The organism is Streptomyces sp. NPDC031466 (genome assembly GCF_055581265.1).
In genome coordinates, this window is sequence record NZ_JBVIJT010000007.1 from 172,211 (window position 1) to 192,607 (window position 20,397).

The 20,397-nt window shown below is 73.1% G+C and carries 21 protein-coding genes and 2 tRNA genes; 8 read left to right on the plus strand and 15 right to left on the minus strand.

Annotation, left to right across the window (positions count from 1 at the left end; genetic code table 11):
- Window positions 1-64: 64 nt before the first annotated feature.
- Window positions 65-138: transfer RNA gene (locus tag ACZ5GP_RS18735), tRNA-Lys, on the minus strand.
- Window positions 139-357: 219 nt separating this feature from the next.
- Between ACZ5GP_RS18735 and ACZ5GP_RS18740 the strand changes: the two genes are divergently transcribed.
- The 4 genes from ACZ5GP_RS18740 (at window position 358) to ACZ5GP_RS18755 (ending at window position 4,307) form a co-directional block, all read left to right on the plus strand.
- Window positions 358-1,704, plus strand: a complete 1,347-nt coding sequence (locus ACZ5GP_RS18740; protein ID WP_468751899.1) for a peptidoglycan-binding protein — start codon at window positions 358-360, stop codon at window positions 1,702-1,704.
- 148 nt (window positions 1,705-1,852) lie between these two features.
- Window positions 1,853-3,067, plus strand: coding sequence for an SPFH domain-containing protein (locus ACZ5GP_RS18745; protein WP_468751900.1), 1,215 nt, complete (start codon window positions 1,853-1,855; stop codon window positions 3,065-3,067).
- A gap of 135 nt (window positions 3,068-3,202) precedes the next feature.
- Complete coding sequence (locus tag ACZ5GP_RS18750; RefSeq protein WP_468751901.1) at window positions 3,203-3,805, plus strand: lytic polysaccharide monooxygenase auxiliary activity family 9 protein; 603 nt, start codon at window positions 3,203-3,205, stop codon at window positions 3,803-3,805.
- A gap of 157 nt (window positions 3,806-3,962) precedes the next feature.
- A complete protein-coding gene (locus ACZ5GP_RS18755) occupies window positions 3,963-4,307 on the plus strand; it encodes a hypothetical protein (protein WP_468751902.1) in 345 nt (114 codons plus the stop codon).
- A 60-nt stretch (window positions 4,308-4,367) separates the two neighbouring features.
- Here the strand turns inward: ACZ5GP_RS18755 and ACZ5GP_RS18760 are convergent, their stop codons facing one another.
- From ACZ5GP_RS18760 to ehuB, 9 genes are all read right to left on the minus strand, one after another.
- Entirely contained in the window at window positions 4,368-5,012 is a 645-nt protein-coding gene (locus ACZ5GP_RS18760; RefSeq protein WP_468751903.1) for a response regulator transcription factor, read from the minus strand.
- The gene (locus ACZ5GP_RS18765; protein WP_468751904.1) at window positions 5,003-6,145 is read right to left on the minus strand and encodes a sensor histidine kinase; all 1,143 of its coding nucleotides are present in this window, start codon (window positions 6,143-6,145) and stop codon (window positions 5,003-5,005) included. Before ACZ5GP_RS18765 ends, ACZ5GP_RS18760 begins: the two co-directional genes overlap by 10 nt.
- Before the next feature lie 22 nt (window positions 6,146-6,167).
- Window positions 6,168-6,845: a DedA family protein gene (locus ACZ5GP_RS18770; RefSeq protein WP_468751905.1), complete on the minus strand. Its 678-nt coding sequence runs from the start codon at window positions 6,843-6,845 to the stop codon at window positions 6,168-6,170.
- A 142-nt stretch (window positions 6,846-6,987) separates the two neighbouring features.
- Window positions 6,988-7,061: transfer RNA gene (locus tag ACZ5GP_RS18775), tRNA-Lys, on the minus strand.
- Between the two features lie 74 nt (window positions 7,062-7,135).
- On the minus strand, window positions 7,136-7,894 hold the full coding sequence (locus tag ACZ5GP_RS18780; protein WP_468751906.1) for an IclR family transcriptional regulator: 759 nt from the start codon (window positions 7,892-7,894) through the stop codon (window positions 7,136-7,138).
- A gap of 192 nt (window positions 7,895-8,086) precedes the next feature.
- Complete coding sequence (gene ehuA / locus ACZ5GP_RS18785) at window positions 8,087-8,857, minus strand: ectoine/hydroxyectoine ABC transporter ATP-binding protein EhuA (protein WP_468752153.1); 771 nt, start codon at window positions 8,855-8,857, stop codon at window positions 8,087-8,089.
- Between the two features lie 34 nt (window positions 8,858-8,891).
- Window positions 8,892-9,557 (minus strand): ectoine/hydroxyectoine ABC transporter permease subunit EhuD, encoded by a 666-nt coding sequence (gene ehuD, locus ACZ5GP_RS18790; RefSeq protein ID WP_468751907.1) that lies wholly within the window; start codon window positions 9,555-9,557, stop codon window positions 8,892-8,894.
- Window positions 9,554-10,297, minus strand: coding sequence for an ectoine/hydroxyectoine ABC transporter permease subunit EhuC (ehuC, locus tag ACZ5GP_RS18795; RefSeq protein WP_468751908.1), 744 nt, complete (start codon window positions 10,295-10,297; stop codon window positions 9,554-9,556). Before ehuC ends, ehuD begins: the two co-directional genes overlap by 4 nt.
- A complete protein-coding gene (gene ehuB / locus ACZ5GP_RS18800; RefSeq protein ID WP_468751909.1) occupies window positions 10,294-11,229 on the minus strand; it encodes an ectoine/hydroxyectoine ABC transporter substrate-binding protein EhuB in 936 nt (311 codons plus the stop codon). Before ehuB ends, ehuC begins: the two co-directional genes overlap by 4 nt.
- A 97-nt stretch (window positions 11,230-11,326) precedes the next feature.
- Between ehuB and ACZ5GP_RS18805 the strand changes: the two genes are divergently transcribed.
- Window positions 11,327-11,827 (plus strand): DUF3830 family protein, encoded by a 501-nt coding sequence (locus tag ACZ5GP_RS18805; RefSeq protein WP_468751910.1) that lies wholly within the window; start codon window positions 11,327-11,329, stop codon window positions 11,825-11,827.
- A gap of 18 nt (window positions 11,828-11,845) precedes the next feature.
- On the opposite strand, the gene ACZ5GP_RS18810 is transcribed toward ACZ5GP_RS18805, so the two are convergent.
- Both ACZ5GP_RS18810 and ACZ5GP_RS18815 read right to left on the minus strand, forming a co-directional pair.
- A complete protein-coding gene (locus ACZ5GP_RS18810) occupies window positions 11,846-13,249 on the minus strand; it encodes an amidase (RefSeq protein ID WP_468751911.1) in 1,404 nt (467 codons plus the stop codon).
- An 18-nt stretch (window positions 13,250-13,267) separates the two neighbouring features.
- Window positions 13,268-14,248 (minus strand): D-2-hydroxyacid dehydrogenase, encoded by a 981-nt coding sequence (locus tag ACZ5GP_RS18815; protein WP_468751912.1) that lies wholly within the window; start codon window positions 14,246-14,248, stop codon window positions 13,268-13,270.
- 128 nt (window positions 14,249-14,376) lie between these two features.
- Between ACZ5GP_RS18815 and ACZ5GP_RS18820 the strand changes: the two genes are divergently transcribed.
- Window positions 14,377-15,240, plus strand: a complete 864-nt coding sequence (locus ACZ5GP_RS18820; RefSeq protein ID WP_468751913.1) for a maleate cis-trans isomerase family protein — start codon at window positions 14,377-14,379, stop codon at window positions 15,238-15,240.
- Complete coding sequence (locus ACZ5GP_RS18825) at window positions 15,237-15,974, plus strand: maleate cis-trans isomerase family protein (protein ID WP_468751914.1); 738 nt, start codon at window positions 15,237-15,239, stop codon at window positions 15,972-15,974. The genes ACZ5GP_RS18820 and ACZ5GP_RS18825 overlap by 4 nt, the downstream gene beginning before the upstream one ends.
- On the opposite strand, the gene ACZ5GP_RS18830 is transcribed toward ACZ5GP_RS18825, so the two are convergent.
- Complete coding sequence (locus tag ACZ5GP_RS18830) at window positions 15,964-16,155, minus strand: hypothetical protein (RefSeq protein WP_358584998.1); 192 nt, start codon at window positions 16,153-16,155, stop codon at window positions 15,964-15,966. The two genes, ACZ5GP_RS18825 and ACZ5GP_RS18830, sit on opposite strands and share 11 nt — an antisense overlap.
- A gap of 65 nt (window positions 16,156-16,220) precedes the next feature.
- The gene (locus ACZ5GP_RS18835; protein WP_468751915.1) at window positions 16,221-16,469 is read right to left on the minus strand and encodes a hypothetical protein; all 249 of its coding nucleotides are present in this window, start codon (window positions 16,467-16,469) and stop codon (window positions 16,221-16,223) included.
- 128 nt (window positions 16,470-16,597) lie between these two features.
- Between ACZ5GP_RS18835 and ACZ5GP_RS18840 the strand changes: the two genes are divergently transcribed.
- Window positions 16,598-17,713, plus strand: coding sequence for an LLM class flavin-dependent oxidoreductase (locus ACZ5GP_RS18840; RefSeq protein WP_468751916.1), 1,116 nt, complete (start codon window positions 16,598-16,600; stop codon window positions 17,711-17,713).
- 463 nt (window positions 17,714-18,176) lie between these two features.
- Here the strand turns inward: ACZ5GP_RS18840 and ACZ5GP_RS18845 are convergent, their stop codons facing one another.
- Window positions 18,177-20,261, minus strand: a complete 2,085-nt coding sequence (locus tag ACZ5GP_RS18845; protein WP_468752154.1) for a putative bifunctional diguanylate cyclase/phosphodiesterase — start codon at window positions 20,259-20,261, stop codon at window positions 18,177-18,179.
- Window positions 20,262-20,397: the final 136 nt, after the last annotated feature.

Here is a 20,397-nt window from a genome sequence, read left to right on the forward strand (position 1 = left end):
GCAACCGTAGCGGTAGGGCGCACGACGAAGGCCCCCCGCGTGAACGGAGGGCCTTCGGTGTCTGTGCGCCGCCAGGGACTCGAACCCCGGACCCGCTGATTAAGAGTCAGCTGCTCTAACCAACTGAGCTAGCGGCGCCTGCTGACCTGGAGAACTCTACCGGATGTCCGGGGGTGCTCCTGACCACCCGGCCTCTCCGGGCGGTGTCCGGAGAGGGAACTCGTGGGGGCCCGGGGGACGGCCGGGGCGGGCCACTACATCATTCGGACCGTCAACATGCGGTATCCCGGGACAGTTGAGAAACTGACGGATGTGCAGATGCGCGGACTTTCTATTCTGGGGTGTGAGGGGAATCGCATGGAGGCCGCTCCGGTATTCGAGGAATTCGACCCCGAGAGCGACTGCGGCTGTCCCGGTTGTCTCCACTGGCGGCGCGCCATGGTCCACGCGCTTCCCGTGCGGCTCGGCGGCCATCCGGCGGCGCACGGCGCGCGGCGCGCCCTCGTCCTCGCGGCGGCGGCGGGCACGGTGCTCGGCGGCCAGACGCTGCCGGCGGCGGCCGGCACCGAGATGGGGGGTGCCGGGGCGGCAGGCCATGCGGCGGCCCGGCGGGACGCCCGTCCGGCGGACGAGGGACCGGACACGCCGCAGGGCCCCGCGAGCCCCCTGCACGGCGGTTCGGGCGTGCCGGCGTCGTCGGTGTACCACTCGATCTCCCGGACGACGATCATCGATCGGGCCATGACGTGGGTCGACGCGAAGGTGCCCTACAGCATGGAGGCGTACTGGAGCGATGGTTACCGCCAGGACTGCTCCGGCTTCGTCTCGATGGCCTGGAACCTGAGCGGCAACGAATGGACGGGCAGCCTCGGCAAGTACGCGGTGCGCATTACGAAGGAACAGCTCCAGCCCGGCGACATTCTTCTCTTCCACAATCCGGCGAACCCGACCAAGGGGTCGCACGTGACGATTTTCGGTGGCTGGACGGACGCCACTCAAACGCATTACGTCGCCTATGAGCAGACCCGCCCGCACACCCGTAAACAGGCGACTCCCTATGCCTACTGGGAGAACTCCGACCGCTATCTGGCCTATCGCTTCAAGGGCGTCGAGGAGGCCGGGACCACCACGGAGGGCAAGGGCGCGGGGAACGGCTCCGGGCCCGCCCTGACGCGGTTCCCCGGGACGGTCTCCTTCGGGCCCGGGGCGAACAACGCGTACGTCACCCGGCTCGGCGAGGCGCTGGTCGCGCGGGGCGGCAAGCGCTTCTACCGGTCGGGCCCCGGACCGCGCTGGACCGAGGCGGACCGCAGGGCGACGCGGGCCTTCCAGCTGGCGCAAGGGTGGCGGGGCGGGGGCGCGGACGGCCTGCCCGGCCCGGCCACGTGGTCGTACCTGATGCGGGGGAAGGGACGGGACATCCCCGCGGCGGGCGCGACCCCGGAGGACACCGGCGCGCGGACGGCGCCGGCCTACCCCGGCCCGGGCGTCTTCCGGCCCGGGCGCTCCCACCCGGCGATCGAGCAGCTCGGCGTCCAGCTCGTGCGGAAGGGTTTCGGCCGCCACTACGCCCGGGGCCCCGGCCCCGCCTGGAGCGAGAGCGACCGACGCAACGTGGAGGCGTTCCAGCGCGCCCAGGGCTGGCGGGGCGCGGCGGCCGACGGCTATCCGGGCCCGGAGACGTGGCGGAGGTTGTTCCGGTGAGGGGCATGGCCTCGGGCCTCGGGCCTGGGAGCTACGGCGGAGGTGTCGGTGAGGCGGTGGCAGGGATGAGGCAGGGGCGTGCGTGAGGTGGGGACGGACCAGGCGGAAGTACTGATGAGGCGGAGGCACGGATGAGGCGGAGGCACGGATGAGTGCGACGGCGGCTTCACAGCCCCAGTCCCCGCGGCCCGGCGGGGCGCCCGAGCAGGCCGCCGCGCGGCCGCCGAGGGTGATCCAGAGCGAGGCCACCACCGAGATCCCCGTCCACCTCCTCTTCCGCGACGACCCGGACGACCCGGTGGCCGTCCCGCTGCCGCCCGCCGTGGTGCGGCGCAGGCGGGGAACGGGGGAGCAGCCCCGGACGGCGCGCCGCCCCGCGCCCGCGCCCACGCCCGCGCCCGCGTTGGAGGTGGGGCCCGCCGAGTCCGCGGCGCGCCCCGTGCCCGACCTCGACCCCTCCCTGGCCGAGCGGCGGGCCAGGGTCCTGCCCGGTCTCGCCGGCGTCCTCGGCGGATGCGCGGGCGTCGCCGGATGCGCGCTGTCGCTGTGGTGGGCGGGGATGCTGCCCGAGCCGGCGCTGCGGGTGGCCGGACTCGACGGCGGGGGCACCGGGCCCGGGCCGGCGCAGTGGGCCTCGCTCGCCGCGTCGGGCACGCTCGGCCTGTTCGGGTTCGGCGGGCTGGCCCGGGGCCGGGTCGGCCGGGCGTGGGTGCTCAGCCTCTTCGGCCGCTACCGGGGCACCGTCCGCCGCACGGGCCTGCTGTGGGTGAACCCCCTCCTGCTGCGCCGCCGCGTCGACGTACGCCTGCGGCACTGGCGGAGCGAGCCGATGCCCGCCGTGGACCGGGGCGGGGTCGCGCTGCGGGTGGTCGTCCTCGTCGTATGGCGGGTGAAGGATCCCGCACGGGCGACGCTCGCGGTGGAGGACCATCAGGAGTATCTGCGCGAGTGCGTGGAGGCGGCGACGGCCCGCGTGCTCTCGCGGCTGCCCGCCGACGCGTTCCACGACGACGCGCCCGCGCTGCGGGACGCCCCCACGCTGCGCGACGCCGATGCCGTGGGGGCGGCGCTGACCCGGGCGCTCGCGGCGGACGTCGAGGCGGTCGGCGTGGAGGTCTTCTCGGCCGGGCCCACCCGGATCGAGTACGCCCCCGAGGTGGCCGCCGCGATGCAGCGCCGCCGGGTCGCGGCCCTGGACGCGCGGCACCGGGACACCGTCCTGACCTCGGTGGTCGACTCGGTCGAGGACACCGTGACGCGGCTGACCACGCGGGGCCTGGTGGAGCTGGACGACTACGAGCGCAAGGCCTTGGTGAAGGACCTGACGGTGGCGTTCTACACGGGCCACGGCGAGCACCGGTGACCGTGCCGTGATCCGGACGGATCCTCTCCGGCATTGGTATGGACATGTTCAACTAACGCCAATAATCTGAGACTTGGTCTAGACCGCAGTGCGCGCACGTCCCCGGAACTCCCCACGTTCGGTCAGGAGCGGCACATGCGAAAGAAGAAGATGTACGCGGCCATGGTCGGCCTCACCACGGTCGGCGCCGTCGCGCTGTCCACCGGTGGCGCCAGCGGCCACGGCTACACCGATCTGCCCGCCAGCAGGCAGATCAACTGCGCCAAGGGCGTGGTGACGAACTGCGGTTCCATCCAGTACGAGCCGCAGAGCGTCGAGGGTCCCAAGGGCTTCCCGGCCGGCGGACCGGCCGACGGCAAGATCTGTTCGGCGGGCATAGCCGGCTTCAACCAGCTCAACTCGCCGCGGACGCCCGGGGGCGGGGCCTGGCCCACGACGGCGGTGAGCGGCGGACAGAGCTACACGTTCCGCTGGCAGTTCACCGCACGCCACCGCACCACGGACTTCAAGTACTACATCACCAAGCAGGGCTGGGACGACAGCAAGCCGGTGACCAGGGCGGCCCTGGACACCACGCCGTTCCTCACCGTGCCGTACAACAGCCAGCAGCCGCCCGCGACCCTCTCGCACAGCGGCACCGTTCCCGGTGGCCGCAGCGGGCACCACGTGATCGTCGCGGTCTGGACGATCGCGGACACGGGGAACGCGTTCTACGCCTGCTCGGACGTCAAGTACTGAGCCCTGCCCGAGCGGCTTCCCCGCCCCGCCGACGGGTCCCGCGTACGCCGTGCACGACCGCACGGCGCACGCGGGGCCCCGCGCCGCGTGGGGCCGGTGCCAGGGAAGCGGCCACACCTCGCCGGTCCGCTCGCGTGAGCGATTACGATCCACCACCATGAGCGCGCCCGACCAGTCCGATCGGTCCGAGCAGTCGGACCAGCCCCCCACTCCGTCCGGAACCGAGCCGGACGCCCGGCCCGTCGGCCCGACCCCGGCCGCCCGCGCCCGCCGCGCCCGCGTCGCCGCGGCGTCCGTGCTGATGGCCGCGGCGGCGGTGGTGCTGGCCCTGAGGCTGGCGAGCCGCTCGTCGGTGCTGGTCGTCGGGGTGTACGGGCTGCTGCTCATCCTCTGCGGAGGAGTGATCGAGCTGAGCCGCCGCGGCCGGACCAGGCTCGGCACCTGGCTCCTCGCGGCGGGTCTCGTGGCGGCGCTGGTGATGGACGGGGTCGTGCTGTCGTGACCGGGAACGCGGGGTGAACTCCACAGCCCCGTACGGCCGGTGGGCGCGGGCCGCCGCCGCTCAGGACTCCAGGTAGCGCAGCACAGCGAGCACCCGGCGGCTGTAGCCGTCCGCGCGGGACAGGCCCAGCTTGTCGAAGATCGCGTTCAGGTTCTTCTCGACCGCGCTCAGCGAGATGTGCAGCTTCCGCCCGATGGCCGCGTTGGTGTGCCCCTCGGCGAGCGCCTCCAGGACGGTCCGCTCCCGGGGGGTGAGCCGGGTCAGCGGGTCGCTGTGCGTGGTGCGGATCAGCAACTGCCGTACGACTTCGGGGTCGATGGCGGCGCCGCCCGCGTGCACCCGCTCCAGGGCGTCGAGGAACTCCTCCACCTGGGCGACCCGGTCCTTGAGGAGATAACCGACCCGTTCGGCGCTCGACGTGAGCAGCTGGGTGGCGTAGGTGCGCTCCACGTACTGCGACAGCACGAGGACGCCGATCTCCGGGCGCCGCTCGCGGATGCGCACGGCGGCGCGCAGCCCCTCGTCGGTGTGGTCCGGCGGCATGCGGATGTCGGTGACGACGACGTCCGGCGTGCTCGCCCCGACCGCCGCGAGGAGCGCCTCGGCGTCGCCCACGGCGGCGAGGACGTCATGGCCCTCCTCGGCGAGCAGCCGGACCAGGCCCTCCCGCAGCAGGGTCGAGTCCTCGGCCAGGATTACGCGCACGGCAGCTCCGCGGTGATGGTGGTGGGGCCCCCTGGGGGGCTGTCGACACGCAGGGTGCCGTCGAGCGCGGCGACCCGGCTGCGCAGCCCGGTCAGGCCGCTGCCCGCGGGATCGGCGCCGCCGGTCCCGCTGTCCCGGACGAGCACGGTGAGGCGGTCGCCGCCGCCGCGCACGCGCACGGTGATCTCCTCGGCGCGGGAGTGCTTGGCGGCGTTGGTCACGGCCTCGGAGACGACGAAGTAGGCGGCGGTCTCGACGGCGGACGGCAGCGTGTCGGGGACGTCGTACTCCATGCGCACGGGAAGGGCGCACCGCTGCGACACCCCGTCGAGCGCCTCGCGCAGACCCAGGCTGTCGAGGGCGCTGGGGTAGACCCGCCAGGCCACTTCGCGCAGTTCGGTGAGGACTTCCCGGGCCTCTTGGTGGGCCTGCTCCAAAAGTGCGTCGGCCCGCTCGGGGGTGCGGCCGCGGCGGGCCCGGCCGAGCAGCATGGCGAGTGCGACGAGCCGCTGCTGGACGCCGTCGTGCAGGTCGCGTTCGACCCGGCGCCGCTCGGCGTCGACCGCGTGGACCACGGCGGCGCGGCTGGTGGCCAGTTCGTCGATGCGGCGCTGCATCAGCTCCCGCTCACCGGGGCCGAAGCACTCGCGGGCGAGGCGGGCGTCCTGTTCGGCGAGCGCGCGCAGCCCGTGCACGGCGAGGAAGAGCAGGGTGCCGCCGAGGACGATCTGGCCGGCGATGTCGGCCCAGGTCATCGAGGAGTGCGGGAGCGACACCGCGAAGATCCCGGCGAGGACCGCGCCGAAGTCGACCAGGCCGACCACGACGGCACACAGCAGCCCGGAACAGGTGCGGGCCGCGAGGTAGCGCAGGATCTGCCGGTCGCCGGCGCGGTGGTCGGGGAACGTGTCGCGGAAGAAGACGGACCGGCGCCGCCGCTCCACGGCGGTGAGCCGGCGCGCGCCCGAGGCGAGCAGGGCGTGGGCCCGGGCGCGGGTGGGCGGCGCCACGAGGAAGGGGCCGAGCGCGAGGCCGGCGACGACGAAGTAGCCGAGGCCGAGCAGGGCGGTGAGGCAGCCGATGAGCACGCCGAGCACCCTGAGCAAGAACGGGGCGGCCACGGGCTCCTTCACGTCGGCCGACACTAGCCGACCCTCATCGGGCGCGGCGGTGGCGGGCCTCGGCGCCGGCCCCGGGCGCGCGGCGGGAGCGCACCCGCACCGCCACGTACACCGCCAGAGCACCGACGACCAGCACCAGGACGACCTTGGAGAGGAGGCCGACGTACGTCTCCACGGTGTCCCACCGGTCGCCCAGCCAGTAGCCGGCCAGGACGAGCACGGAGTTCCAGACCAGGCTGCCCAGGGTGGTCAGGGCGAGGAAGACGGGCAGCCGCATGCGTTCCACCCCGGCCGGTACGGAGATCAGGCTGCGGAAGATCGGCACCATCCGGCCCAGGAGGACGGCCTTGGTGCCGTGCCGGGCGAACCAGACCTCGGTACGTTCCAGGTCGGACGCCTTGACCAGCGGCAGCCTGGCCCACAGGGCGTGCATGCGCTCGCGCCCGAACAGGACGCCGATGCCGTACAGGGCGCTCGCGCCGACCACCGAGCCGAGGGTGGTCCAGAACAACGCGGAGAACAGGCTGATGACGCCCTGCCCGGCGGCGAAGCCGGTGAGCGGCAGGATCACCTCGCTGGGCAGCGGCGGGAAGAGGTTCTCCAGGGCGATGGCGAGTCCCGCGCCGGGGCCGCCCAGCACATCGACGAGATCGGCGGCCCAGCCCGCGACGCCGCCCGCGGGCTCCTGGGGGAGCGCAAGAGTCAGGTCCATGGCTCAACGCTAGGAAGCGCAGGTCAGCGGGGGTATGGGGGTTGCCGTCGGATGGGGGTGCGGAAAACCGCACCCCCATCCGGGCGGACCTACGCGAAAGGGCGTCCCCGGAGACCGGGAACGCCCTTTCGGCATTCGCAAGTGCGCCGCCAGGGACTCGAACCCCGGACCCGCTGATTAAGAGTCAGCTGCTCTAACCAACTGAGCTAGCGGCGCCTGCTGACTCATAAATAGTACCTGGTCCGCGAGGGTGCTCCTGACCAGAGAGGGCGCTCCCGGCCGGGCCGGGGTCAGATCGCCAGCGAGAGCAGTACGGGCGCCGCCCGCCGGCTCAGGGTGTCCGCCGCCTCGCGCAGGCGGTGGGCGTGCGCCACCGGCAGGGACAGCGCGAGGCAGCCCACCGAGGAGCCCGCGGTGATCGGCACGGCCGCGCACACCGTGCCCACGGCGTACTCCTGGAGGTCGAGCACGGGGACCGTCGCGGGCTGCGCGGCGAGGCGGTTGAGCAGCACCCGTTCGTCGGTGATCGTCCGGGCGGTGAGCCGGGCCATCTTGTGCCGGGAGAGGTGGTCGCGGCGGCCGTCGACGTCGAGCTGGGTGAGCAGGCTCTTGCCGACGGCGCTGGCGTGGGCGGAGGAGCGGAAGTCCACCCACTCGTTGACCGCCGGGGTGCCGGGGCCGGCGGCGAAGTCGGTGACGCGGACCTCGCCGTCGACGTAGCGGCTGAGGTAGACGGCGGCGCCGATGGAGTCCCGCAGGCCGTCCAGGGTGCGCCGGAGCTTCTCGCGCAGCGCCCGGTCGTGGTGGCGGGCCGAGCCGAGGCGGTGGAGGGCCTCCCCGGTGACGTAGGCCCCGTCGGCCGCCCGTGTCACGTACTCCTCGCGGCGCAGCATGCGCAGCAGGGGTGCCAGGCGGGTGGCGGGCAGGCGGGTCTCGCGGGCCAGCTCGACGGTGGTGACGCCGGACTCGTGCCGGGCGACGATCTCCAGCACCCGCAGGGCGCTCTGGACGGAGTCGTGCGGCGCGGTCGCCTGGTGCTGCAACGCCACGGCTTCCCCCTGCGTGGAAAGGTTCCGGACAGTCGGGCTGGTCCCACGATAGCCGCCAAGTCGCCCATAGCGTACGGATGTTGGGCGCATTCATGGCGCGCTCCGGCCCGATCGACAGGAACGCGCCATGTGGCATATGCCGCAGTCATGCGACCCGGCTGGTCATGCGGCCCTGCCGGTCATGCGGCCCCGCTACAGCACCGCGCCCAGGAATGCGCGGGTCCGCTCGTGCTCCGGTGCGGTGAAGATCTTCTCCGGGGTGCCGGACTCGATGACCCGGCCCGCGTCGAACATGAGCACCTGGTCGGAGATGTCCCGGGCGAAGCTCATCTCGTGGGTCACGCACAGCATCGTGATGTCCGTGGTGTGCGCGATGTCGCGGAGCACGTCCAGGACGCCCGCCACCAGCTCCGGGTCGAGCGCGGACGTCACCTCGTCCAGGAGCAGGACCTGCGGGCGCATCGCGAGGGCCCGCGCGATGGCGACCCGCTGCTGCTGGCCGCCGGAGAGCTGGGAGGGGTAGGCGTCACGGCGGTCGCCGAGGCCGACCAGGTCGAGCAGTTCGCGGGCGCGCTGCTCGGCCTCGTCCTTGGGCAGACCGAGGACGGTGACCGGCGCCTCCATGACGTTGCGCAGGACCTTCATGTTCGGGAAGAGGTTGAACTGCTGGAAGACCATCCCGATGTTCTTGCGGACCTCGCGGACGTGCTTCTCGCCCGCCGGGACCAGGCGGCCGTTCTTCTCCTGGTGGGTGAGGTACTCGCCACCCACCTTGATCGTGCCCTCGTCCGGCTTGAGCAGGGTCATCAGCAGACGCAGGATCGTCGTCTTGCCCGAGCCCGAGGGGCCGATCAGGGTGACGTGCTTGCCCGAGGCCACGGAGAAGTCGAGCCGGTCGAGGACCGTGTTCGAACCGAAGCGCTTGACGACCTTGTCGAAGCGGATCAGCTCGCTGCCGTCCACCGCGGGGTTCGGCCGGTCCTTGGAGAGGGAGGTGTCAGTGGACAAGGCGGCGCTCCAGGGATCGCAGGATAAGGGAGGACGGATAGGCGATGACGATGAAGGCGACGCCGACGACGGTCAGTGCCTCCGTGTACTGGAAGGTCTCACCGGCCTGGAGGCGGGCGCGCTGGAGCAGTTCGAGGACGCTGATGGCCGAGAGCAGCGGGGTGTCCTTCAGCATCGCGATGACGTAGTTGCCGAGCGCCGGGACCACGCGGCGGATCGCCTGCGGCAGGATCACCGCGGTCCAGGTGTGCCGGCGGGGCAGGTTCAGCGCGGTGGCCGCCTCCCACTGGCCGGCGGGCACCGCCTCGATGCCCGCGCGGTAGACCTGCGCGGTGTACGTGGAGTAGTGCAGGCCGATCGCGACGGTGCCGGTGGTCAGCGCGGAGAACTGCACGCCCCAATCCGGCAGCACGAAGAAGAGGAAGAACAGCTGGACCACGAGCGGGGTGTTGCGGATGAACTCGGTGACGATCCCCACGGGCCACCGCACGAACCGGGTCGGCGCGCGCAGGGCGAGCGCCCACACCAGGCCGAGGGAGAAGGAGATCAGCGAGCCGAGGGCCAGGACCTGGAGGGTGACGAGCACCCCGTCCCAGAAGTGCGGCATGAAGTCCGCGACGGCGCCCCAGTCCCACTTGTCGGTGCCGTTGTTCATGCGCCGCCTCCCGCGCTCTTCGTGACCGGTGCCGTCGCCGCCCGCCGGCGGAGACCGGATCGGGCCGTCAGGCCCGTACGCGGCTCGGGCCGCTGCCCGATGCCCGCCTTCGCCCTGCGTTCGAGCGCGCGCATGCCCCGGGTGAGCAGGAAGGCGAGCACGAAGTAGACGACCAGGGTGATCGAGTAGATCTGCGCGCTCTCGGTGGTCGCGAGCCGCACCAGATAGGCGGCGAAGGACACGTCGCCGATGCCGAGCAGCGACACCAGGGCGGTGCCCTTGAGCAGCTCGACCAGCAGGTTCGAGAACGGCGGGATCATCTCGGGCACGGCCTGCGGCAACAGGATCAGCCGCATCCGCTGCCAGGGGGTGAAGCTCAGCGCGACCCCCGCCTCGCGCTGCGCCGGCGCCACCGAGTTGAGGGCGCCCCGCACGATCTCGGCGCCGTACGCGCCGTAGGAGAGCCCGAGGGCGAGCACGGCCGCCCACATCGGGACGAGCGCCCAGCCGGCGAGCTGCGGCAGGACGAAGAAGATCCAGAACATCAGCACCAGGGAAGAGGTGCCGCGGAAGACCTCGGTGTAGAAGCCGGCCAGGAAGCGCACGAGGCGCGAGCCGTGCGTGCGGGCCATGCCGACGCCGAAGGCGACGGCGGTCGCGAGGGCCGCGCTGTAGAGGGTCAGCTGGACGGTGATCCAGATGCCGGGAAGGACCCAGTGTTGCCACAGTCCCGCTGTCATGCGCACAGCTCCTTGGCGGTCAGCGTGGTCATCTCGGCCTCGGTGAAGCCGAACGGCTTCAGGATCCGGAACAGCTCGCCGCTCTTCTTCATCTTGTGGATCTCCACGTTGAAGGCGTCGCGCAGTCCGGTGTCGGTGGGCCGGAAGGTGAAGCCGCCGCCGTCGACCTGCTTCTCGCCGTCGACGACGGGCGCGAACGCCTTGGTGGCCTCCGCCCTGCTGCTCTTGCGGACCACCGAGCGGCTGGTCAGCGCCGTGCCCGCGAAGAGGTCGACCCGGCCGGACTCGACGGCGTTCATGCCCGCGACCGGGTCCTGGAGGATCGCGATGTCGTCGCGCTCGTAGCCCGCCGCGATGGCGTAGTCGATCTCCGCGTAGGCCGGGCCGGTGGCTATTTTCGCCTTCGCCCGGAAGGCGTCCTCGTAGGTGTGGAGGTTCTTCGGGTTGCCCTTGCGGACGATGAAGGAGTCCAGCATCTGGTACTCGGGGTCGGAGAAGATGACCTTCCGGCATCGCTCCTTGTTGATGTACATCCCGGCCGAGACGACGTCGAACTGCTGGGTCGTCAGGCCCGGGATGAGCGAGCTGAAGTCGGTGGCGACCGGCTGTACGCCGTCGACGCCGAGGCGCTTGAAGATCACCTTGGCCAGTTCCACCGCCTCGCCCGTGAACTGCCCGTCCTCGTCGATGTATCCGTACGGTGCCTCGCCCGCGATGCCGAGCCGCACCGTGCCCTGCGACTTCAGCCGCGCCAGGGTGTCGCCCGTCGGCACCTTGCTGCACCCCGCCGCGCCGAGCGTGCCGACGGCCCCGAACGCGGCGCCGAACAGCAGGGATCGCCGGCGTATGCCGGCCGGCCCGCCGTCGGCGGGGGCTCTTTCGGACGTATTCGTTCCGTTGCTCTCTGGGTCTTTCCTCAGTGGTGGAGCCATGGGCGCGCGGCTACCCGACCGGACGCGGGATATGCCGGTGAATTCCGGCCCCTGATCCAATCGTTGTGGTCTTGACTCCCGGAGGAGCATGGGAGGCATGGCAGACCGATTCATTGAAGTCTCCCTCGCCCGGCGGGGAGTTCAGTGCACGGCGCGGCTGCTCGACGACCGGGCCCCGGTGACCTGCGCGGCGGTGTGGGAGGCGCTTCCGCTCGGTTCGGACGTCTATCACGCGAAATACGCGCGCAATGAGATATACGCCCTTTTCCCGCCCTTCGCGGACCGCGAACCGCCCCTGGAGAACCCGACGGTCACCCCTCTTCCAGGAGATCTCTGCTATTTCTCCTTTTCCGGTACGGAATTGGGGACGCGGGCGTACGGCTACGAACCGGGGGCCGGGGTGCGGGCGAGCCCCACCGTCGTCGACCTCGCCCTCTTCTACGAACGCAACAACCTCCTCCTGAACGGGGACGTCGGCTGGGTGCCCGGCATCGTCTGGGGGCAGGTCGTTGCAGGCCTCGACGAGATGGCCGAGGCCTGCAACGACCTGTGGCGCGCGGGCGCGCAGGGCGAGACGCTGGGCTTCAGGCGCGCCTGAACCCCTCCGCGTCGGGCCTCAGCCCAGGCGGGGCGGCGCGACACCACCCGCCCCGGCCTCGTACAGCGCGTGCGCCGCGCGCAGCACCACCGTGTCGGCGTGGCGCGCGCCCACGATCTGCACCCCGATGGGCAGCCCGTCCTCGTCCACCCCGCACGGCACCGTCGCGGCGGGCTGCTGCGTGAGGTTGAAGGGGTAGGTGAACGGCGTCCAGCCCGTCCACCGCCGGTGGCCGGACCCCTTCGGCACCTCGGCGCCCGCCTCGAACGCGGTGATCGGCAGCGTCGGCGTGACCAGCAGGTCGTACGTCGTGTGGAAGCGGCCCATGCGACGCCCGAGGTCCGTGCGCACGTCGACCGCCGCGAGGTAGTCCAGCGCGCTGTGGCGGGCGCCCTGCCCGCAGATCTCCCGCAGCCCCGGGTCGAGCGACTGCCGTTGCGCGGGCGTCATCTGCTGCACGACCCGCGCCGCCCCGCAGAACCACAGGGTGTGGAAGGCGTCCAACGGCTCCGAGAAGTCGGGGTCGCTCTCCTCGACGTACGCCCCCCGCGCGGCCAGGCACTCCACCGCGCGCCGCACCGCCGCCGCGACGGCGGGCCGCACCGCGACCTGCCCGCCCAGCGAGGGGGAGTAGGCGACGCGCAGCCCGCGCACACCCTCGTCCAGTGCCGCGCGGAAGCCGCCCGTCACCGGGCCGAGCTGGGACCAGTCCCGCGGGTCGGGGCCGCTGATGACGTCCATCATGAGCGCCGCGTCCGCCGCGTCCCGCGCCATCGGCCCCACATGGGACAGCGTGCCGAAGGGGCTCGCCGGATACAGCGGCACCCGGCCGTACGTCGGCTTCAGCCCGAAGATCCCGCAGAACGCCGCCGGGATGCGCACCGAGCCGCCGCCGTCCGTGCCCAGCGCCAGCGGGCCCGCGCCGGTCGCCACGGCCACCGCGCTGCCGCCGCTGGAGCCGCCCGCGGTGCGCGAGACGTCGTACGGATTGCGGGTGATGCCGCTCAGCGGGCTGTCCGTGACGCCTTTCCAGCCGAACTCCGGGGTCGTCGTGCGGCCGGTGAACACCGCCCCGTGCTCCCGCAGCCGCGCCACCGAAGGGGCGTCCTCGTCCCAGGTCCCCTCCGGGCGGATGGTCCGGGAGCCGCGCAGGGTCGGCCCGCCGCGCAGCAGCAGCAGGTCCTTGACCGCCACCGGCACGCCGTCCAGCAGGCCCCGGGGCTCGCCCCGCCGCCAGCGCCCGGCGCTGGCCTCGGCCTGCTCCAGGGCGCCGCGCGCCTCGATCCGCACGAAGGCGTTCACGGCGGGCTGCGTCTGTTCGGCCCGGCGCAGCACAGCACGCACCGCGTCGACCGGGCTGAACTCGCCCCTGCGGTAGCCGTCGAGGAGTCGTACGGCGGTCAGCTCCGTCAGCTCGGACATGCGGCCTCCTGGTGGTGATCAGTGCCCCGGGACGTATCCACGTTCCTTGTCGACCACGTTCCGCAGCGGCCGACCCGCCGCCCACGCCTCGTACAACTCCACGAACTGCGCGCCCAGTTCGTCGCGCCGGCCGACCGTGTCGCCGCTCATGTGCGGGGAGACGAGCAGCCCCGGCGCCGACCACAGCGGGCTGTCCGCGGGCAGCGGCTCGTGCGCGAAGACATCGAGCGCGGCGCCCGCGATCCACCGCTTCGTCAGGGCGGCCACCAGGTCGTCCTCGGCCACCAGGGCCCCGCGCCCCACGTTGATGAAGTGCGCGCCGGGCTGCATCACGCCGAAGCGCCGCGCGTCGAACATGCCGCGGGTGGCGGCGGTGAGCGGCGCCGCGCACACCACCCAGTCGGCGCGGGCCAGCAGCCGTTCGAGGTCCTGCGCGCCGTGCACGCCCGGCCGGCGGGCGCGGCCCACCAGGGCGGACGTGACGCCGAGCCCCTCCAGGGTCCGCGCGACGGCCCGGCCGATGGGCCCCGAACCCACCACGCACGCGCGCGTGCCGGCGACCCGCCGGGTCTCGCGGTGCCGCCAGGAACGCTCGCGCTGCAGCTCCAGGGTGCGGGGCAGATCCTTGGCCAGGGCCAGGACGAGTGCGGCGACGTACTCCGCGATCGGCTGGTCGAAGACGCCGCGGGCGTTGGTCACCACCGTGTCGCAGGCGGCGAGTTCGGGACACATCAGCTGGTCGACGCCCGCGCTCGCGGTGTGCACCCAGCGCGGCCTTCGCCCCTCGCCCGGCCAGGCGCGGCGCACCGCGTCCGAGGCGAAGTCCCACACCAACAGCACGTCGGCGAGCGGGAGTCGGGCGGCGAGCGCGGCCTCGTCGGTGTGCAGGACCCGGGCGCGGCCGGTCAGAGCGCCGAGGCGCGGCGGTGGCGCCGGGGGTCCGGCGTCCAGGACGAGAACGGTGGTTCCGGGAGGCCGGCCGCGCGTCGGTTCGGACATCTGGGGGAAACCGTCCCGTCTGAGATGGGCGGATTGACCACGCTCGCACCCGAACCTACCTTCGTCAACAGAGCAACTCCCGCACCGGCATGGCGACAACCCGGTACGCGTGAACGTGGGGGCCGCGCATGGACGTCTCCTTCCTCGGCGGACCTCCCCCACGGCCCGAGGGAGGCGGGCGCTACCCCTGTCCGCAGCGGGGTGTCGGTGTCGTCGCCCCCTTCGACTTCGCCCTCGACCGCGAACTGTGGCGGTGGGTCCCGGACGAGGTCTCGCTCCATCTGACCCGCACGCCCTATGTGCCCGTCGAGGTCAGCCTGGACCTCGCGCGGCTGGTCGGCGAGCACGAGACGCTCGCCCACGCGGTCCGCGCGCTGTCCGTCGTCGAGCCCGAGGTCCTCGCGTACGCGTGTACGTCGGGCAGTTTCGTCAGGGGCGTCGCGGGGGAGCGGGCGATGTGCGCGGCCATGACCCGCGAGGGCGCGGTCGCCGCGGTGACGACCTCGGGCGCGCTCCTGGAGGCCCTGGACACGCTGGGCGCCCGGCGCGTCGCGCTCGTCACGCCCTACACGTGGTCGGTGACGCGGGCCCTGGAGGAGTATCTGGCCGAGGCCGGCGTGGCGGTCACCGCCCGCGCCTGCCTCGGCCTGACCCGGCACATCTGGAAGGTGCCCTGCCGCGACGTGGCCGACATGGCGCGGCGCGCGGTGCGGGCCGGGGTGGACGCCCTCTTCATCAGCTGCACGAACCTCCCCACGTACGACGTGATCCCGCAACTGGAGGCGGAGCTGCGCCTGCCGGTGATCTCGGCGAACCAGGTGACGATGTGGTCGGCCCTGCGTCGGCTGGGTACGCGTGCGGTAGGGCCTTACCAGGCGCTGATCGATCCCGGGGCGCGGCCGGGCGCGAGCCCGCTGGACCCGCCGCCCCCGAGGGGACTGCCCGAAGGACCACCCGCGGGGCCACCCGCTGAAGGAGGAGGCTGGACGTGACGGCACTCGGATTTCTCTACCCGGGGCACTCGGCCGAGGACGACTACCCCCGCATGGAGCAGATGCTCGCCGGCGGCGTCCGGCTGCAGGTCGTCCACACGGAGATCGGCGAGGACGCGCACCGCCTCGACGCGCTCGTGGAGCTGGGTTCGGCCGCGCGGCTCGCCGCCGGCGTCGAGGAGCTGCGGCTCTCCGGCGCGGAGGCGGTGGTGTGGGCGTGCACCAGCGGCAGTTTCGTCCTCGGCTGGGAGGGCGCGCACGAGCAGGTCCGCGAGCTGGCCCGGGCGGCGGGGCTGCCCTCCTCCTCGACGTCGTTCGCCTTCGCCCACGCCGTACGGGAGGTGGGCGCGGTCCGGGTCGCCCTCGCCGCGACCTATCCGCAGGACGTGACCTCGCACTTCGCGGCGTTCTTGCGGGCGGCCGGCCTGGAGGTCGTCGCGGAGCGGGGCAGCGGCATCGGCACGGCGGCGGAGGTGGGCACCTGGGGCCGCGCGGAGGTTCTCGCGCTGGCCCGCGCGGGGGACCATCCGGACGCGCAGGCGGTGCTCCTGCCGGACACGGCGCTGCACACGGCGGCGTACCTCCGCGATCTGGAGGCCGAGCTGGGCAAGCCGGTCCTGACGGCCAACCAGGTCACGGTCTGGGAGGCCCTGCGGCTGGCCGGGCGCCGGCTGAACGCCCCGGAGCTGGGCTCGCTGTTCACGAAGGAGCCGGTGGTCCAGGTCAGGGGCTGAGGATCAGTCGCACCACCGTTAACGTCTGGACCGACCCGGACACGTAGTACAGGACGATGGCGCCGTCGACCGTGGCCTCCCTGCGGTCGGGGTCCTCCCGTACGGGTGTCGAGCCGTGGCCGTAGGGGTCCCGGCCGATGGTGCGGGCGAGGGCGGCGCGGAAGGCGTCGGCGTCGCCCATCTTGGCGAGGGTGTCGTCGGCGGGCGGCGCGTAGGTGACGCGGTGGCCGCGGCGGTGGCGGGGGCTCACGACGTACCCCGCCTCTCCGCCTCGTCGGAGGCGAGCCGGGCGAGCCGGGCCTCGGCGTCCGGATCGGGCACGGCCTCCAGCATCCAGTGGCGCATCACGGCGTGGATCTCGTCGACCCCGGCGGCGTTGATGGCCCGGTCGAAGTCCGCCCGCCGCTCCTCGGGCAGGGCGGCGCGGATGTCCGGGAGGGTGTTGGGCACCTCGACCTCGACTCCGTCGACGAGGGTCTTCAGGGGATCAGCCATGCCGGCACGGTACTGGCACGGCCGGCCCACCAGGGCGGCGGCCTGCCCGGGGGGAATAAACGGAGTGTGCCTCCTGTTGGCTCTCCCGTACCCACGTGACGTACGTACGCAGTGCAGGAGGCACCCCAGTGACAGTGGACCCGACCGGTGACGGCAACCGCGACGACGGCATCCGCGGGGAGCGGCACGGCGACGCGCCCGTGCCGCTGTCCGTGCTCGACCTCGTCACGGTCGGCGCCGGGCGCACCGCCACCGACGCGCTGCGCACCAGCGTCCAGATCGCGCAGCTCGCCGAGGCCCGCGGCTACCACCGCTACTGGGTGGCCGAGCACCACTCCATGCCGGGTGTCGCCTCGTCCTCGCCAGCCGTGATCCTCGCCCACCTGGCCGCCCACACCGGCCGCATCCGGCTCGGCTCCGGCGGCGTCATGCTGCCCAACCACGCCCCGCTCGTCATCGCCGAACAGTTCGGCACGCTGGAGGCGATGGCCCCCGGCCGCGTCGACCTGGGCCTCGGCCGTGCCCCCGGCACCGACGGGGCCACCGCCGCCGCCCTGCGCCGCACCGACCGGCTGAACGAAGGCGCCGACGACTTCCCGCAGCAGCTCGCCGAGCTGACCCGCTTCCTGGACGACGACTTCCCCGACGGTCACCCCTACGGGCGTATCCACGCGGTCCCCGGGCCCGTCCAGGCGACCTCGCCCGGCGGCGTCCAGTCCCCGCACCGCCCGCCGATCTGGCTGCTCGGCTCCTCCGGCTTCAGCGCCCGCCTCGCCGGGGTCCTCGGCCTGCCGTTCGCCTTCGCGCACCACTTCTCCGCGCAGAACACGGTTCCGGCGCTCGACCTCTACCGCGAGTCGTTCAAGCCGTCCGCCGTCCTGGATGCCCCCTACGCCCTGATCGGCGTCTCGGCGCTCGCCACCGACGACGAGAACGAGGCCCGCCGCCAGGTCCTGGCCGCGGCCCTGAACATGGTCCGCCTGCGCACCGGCCGCCCCGGCCTGGTCCCCACGCCGGAGGAGGCGGAGGCGTACGAATTCAACGAGATGGAGCGCGAGTTCGTCACCGGCTGGAACGCCAACGTCATCCACGGCACCGCCGACCAGGTCCGCACCGGCCTGGACGACCTCGCCAAGCGCACCGGCGCCGACGAACTGATGCTCACGGGCAACGCCCACAGCGGCGACGTCCGCCTGCGCTCGTACGAACTCATCGCCAACGCGTATCGCTTGCCGGGGGCATAGGGGGGAACGCCTCCCGCGCCGGCACGTGAACCCCCCCCAGGGGCGCGGGGAACGGCGCGAGCAACCCGGTGCGACCCGCGCGTGCGGACGGGTGAGCATGTGCGGGTCGCCGGTGGCTGGCCGCGCAGTTCCCCGCGCCCCTGAGGGGGTGTGTTCTGTGCCGGGATGTGAGACCCGCCCAGGGGCGCGGGGAACGGCGCGAGCAACCCACCTGCGGCCCGCGGGTGTGGACAAGCTGCTGCGGTCGGATGTGTCTGTGGGGGTCGCCGGTGGCTGGCCGCGCAGTTCCCCGCGCCCCTGAGGGGGTGTGTTCTGTGCCGGGATGTGAGACCCGCCCAGGGGCGCGGGGAACGGCGCGAGCAACCCACCTGCGGCCCGCGGGTGTGGACGGGCTGCTGCGGTCGGATGTACCTGCGTGGGTCGCCGACGACCGGCCGCACCGTTTCTCGTGCCCCTTCGGGGCCTACGCGGCGGCCCGCAGCAGCGCGGAGATGCGATCCGCCGGGACAGGGCGGGAGTAGAGCCAGCCCTGACCGGTGTCGCACCCGATGCGCCGCAACCGCACAGCCTGCTCCACCGTCTCCACGCACTCCGCGGTGACCGTGATGCCCAGCCGATGGGCCAGCCGCACCAGCGCCTCGACGATGACCTCGTCGGCGGGATTGATGTGCTCCTCCCCCTCCCCGTACTGGAAACCCCGCACGAAGGACCCGTCCAGCTTCAGGACGGACACCGGCAGCCGGCTCAGGTACGCGAGGTTCGAATACCCCGTACCGAAGTCGTCGATGGCGATCCGCACCCCCATGTCGCTGAGCGCCTGCAAGGCCTGAAGCGGCCGCCCTGCCGAGCCCATGACGGCGGACTCGGTCAGCTCCAGCTGGAGCAGCCGGGCCGGCAGGCCGGTCTCGGCGAGGATCTCCGCCACGTCCACGACCAGGTCGGAGTCCCACACCTGCCGCACCGCCACGTTCACGCTGACGAACACCGGCTCCCGCTCGGGATGCGCCAGCTGCCAGCGGCGCGCCTGCCGGCAGGCGGTGCGCAGCACCCAGCGGCCGAGCTGGACGATCGACCCGTCCTCCTCGGCCAGTCCGATGAACCGATTCGGCGTCAACAGCCCGAACTGGGGGTGCCGCCAGCGCACCAGCGCCTCGACGCCCTGCACGTCCTCGTGGTCGAGGCCCACCAGCGGCTGGTAGTCCAGGACGAACTCGCCGCGCTCCACGGCGGGCCGCAGGGAGCTGGAGAGGGTCTGCCGGGTCATGCGGTGGGCGTTGCGCTCGGGGTCGAAGAGCGTCCAGCGCGCCTTGCCGTCCGTCTTCGCCCAGTACAACGTGGTGTCGGCGGCCTGCATGAGCCCCGTCGTGGTGGTGCCCGCCGCGCGCCGCTCCACGACGCCGATCGACGCGGACACGGACAGCCGCTGCCCGGCCAGGTCGAACGGTTCTTGGAGGGCCTTGAGCGCCGCGTCGGCGAGGTCGGTCAGCTGTTGCGTCCCGGTCGAGTCCTCCACCAGCAGCGCGAACTCGTCCCCGCCGAGCCGCGCCACGAGCGGCGCCGACACCGTGCCGTACCCGGCCTGGTCGGCGCAGCGCGTGAGCCGCTCGGCGACGGCGGCGAGCAGCCGGTCGCCGATCCGGTGGCCGAGTGTGTCGTTGACCGCCTTGAACCCGTCCAGGTCCAGGTAGCACAGGCCCACCCGGCCGGTGCTCGTGTCGTCGTAGGCGCCCGCTTCGAGCGCGGCGGCGAGGCGTTCGAAGAAGAGGTTGCGGTTGGGCAGCCGGGTCACCGGATCGTGCATCTGTACGTGGCGCAGTCGGGCCTGGAGCTCGCGGCGCGCGCTGATGTCGGCGGCGGAGAGCAGGACGGTCCGGCCCCCGCCCCGCTCGGCGGACTCCGGCATCGGCGAGACCGTGACCTGTACCCACAGCGAGTGCCCGTCGGGGTGTTTCAGGCGTCGGGTGCAGCGCAGCCTGGCCTGCCGGCCGCGGAGCACCTCGCGGTAGGCGTGCCAGGTGCGGGCGTCGGAGGCCAGGTCGACCAGGTCGGCGGCGATGCCTCCGCACAGCGCTCCGGGAGTGGTGCCGAGGAGGGTGGCGAAGGCGTCGTTGGCGCTGACCACCTGGCCCTCGCCGTCGACGACGGCGAGGGCGAGCGGGGCGTGGGTGAAGGCACCGTGGTAGTCGGCCTGCCGCGCCTCACCCGCCGGATCCCGCCGCGGGGCACGCTCGGAACCCCGCTCCGACTCACGCCCGGAACCCCGCTCCGACTCACGCCCAGGGCCCCGCTCCGACTCATGCCGAGGGCCCCGCTCCTCCAACGCGCGCCCGGGGCCCCGCTCCGACGCGCCGCGCTCGGGATGGGGGCCGACCTCCCTCTCGCGGCACCGGTCCGCCTCGCACGCGGGACTCCGCTCGGCCTCGCGCTGAGGGCTCCGCTCCGGAGCACGCACCGGACCGCGCACCGGCGCACGCTCCGGACCGCCGGCGTGACCGCATTCCGGGCCGCACGCAGGACCGCGCCCGGGGTCACACATCGGGTCACGCATCGGCTCGCACACCGGCTCACGCTCCCGGTCGCGACGGTCCGTGACGACAGGGCGGGCTCGGCCGGACTGCGTGGCCGCCGTGGGGGTGGGCCCTTGGGACGTTCCGTTCACCGCTTGCTCCCGCAGTGCAGTTGTT

Excerpts from the sequence above, each read along its gene's own strand:
- ACZ5GP_RS18740 (WP_468751899.1), top strand. The coding sequence starts at position 358 with ATGGAGGCCGCTCCGGTATTCGAGGAATTCGACCCCGAGAGCGACTGC.
- ehuD (WP_468751907.1), bottom strand. The coding sequence starts at position 9,557 with ATGAACAACGGCACCGACAAGTGGGACTGGGGCGCCGTCGCGGACTTC.
- ACZ5GP_RS18820 (WP_468751913.1), top strand. The coding sequence starts at position 14,377 with ATGGACGTCTCCTTCCTCGGCGGACCTCCCCCACGGCCCGAGGGAGGC.
- ACZ5GP_RS18835 (WP_468751915.1), bottom strand. The coding sequence starts at position 16,469 with ATGGCTGATCCCCTGAAGACCCTCGTCGACGGAGTCGAGGTCGAGGTG.
- ACZ5GP_RS18830 (WP_358584998.1), bottom strand. The coding sequence starts at position 16,155 with ATGGGCGACGCCGACGCCTTCCGCGCCGCCCTCGCCCGCACCATCGGC.
- ACZ5GP_RS18745 (WP_468751900.1), top strand. The coding sequence starts at position 1,853 with ATGAGTGCGACGGCGGCTTCACAGCCCCAGTCCCCGCGGCCCGGCGGG.
- ACZ5GP_RS18845 (WP_468752154.1), bottom strand. The coding sequence starts at position 20,261 with ATGCGTGACCCGATGTGTGACCCCGGGCGCGGTCCTGCGTGCGGCCCG.
- ACZ5GP_RS18770 (WP_468751905.1), bottom strand. The coding sequence starts at position 6,845 with ATGGACCTGACTCTTGCGCTCCCCCAGGAGCCCGCGGGCGGCGTCGCG.
- ehuB (WP_468751909.1), bottom strand. The coding sequence starts at position 11,229 with ATGGCTCCACCACTGAGGAAAGACCCAGAGAGCAACGGAACGAATACG.
- ACZ5GP_RS18750 (WP_468751901.1), top strand. The coding sequence starts at position 3,203 with ATGCGAAAGAAGAAGATGTACGCGGCCATGGTCGGCCTCACCACGGTC.
- ehuC (WP_468751908.1), bottom strand. The coding sequence starts at position 10,297 with ATGACAGCGGGACTGTGGCAACACTGGGTCCTTCCCGGCATCTGGATC.
- ACZ5GP_RS18805 (WP_468751910.1), top strand. The coding sequence starts at position 11,327 with ATGGCAGACCGATTCATTGAAGTCTCCCTCGCCCGGCGGGGAGTTCAG.
- ACZ5GP_RS18810 (WP_468751911.1), bottom strand. The coding sequence starts at position 13,249 with ATGTCCGAGCTGACGGAGCTGACCGCCGTACGACTCCTCGACGGCTAC.
- ACZ5GP_RS18755 (WP_468751902.1), top strand. The coding sequence starts at position 3,963 with ATGAGCGCGCCCGACCAGTCCGATCGGTCCGAGCAGTCGGACCAGCCC.
- ACZ5GP_RS18815 (WP_468751912.1), bottom strand. The coding sequence starts at position 14,248 with ATGTCCGAACCGACGCGCGGCCGGCCTCCCGGAACCACCGTTCTCGTC.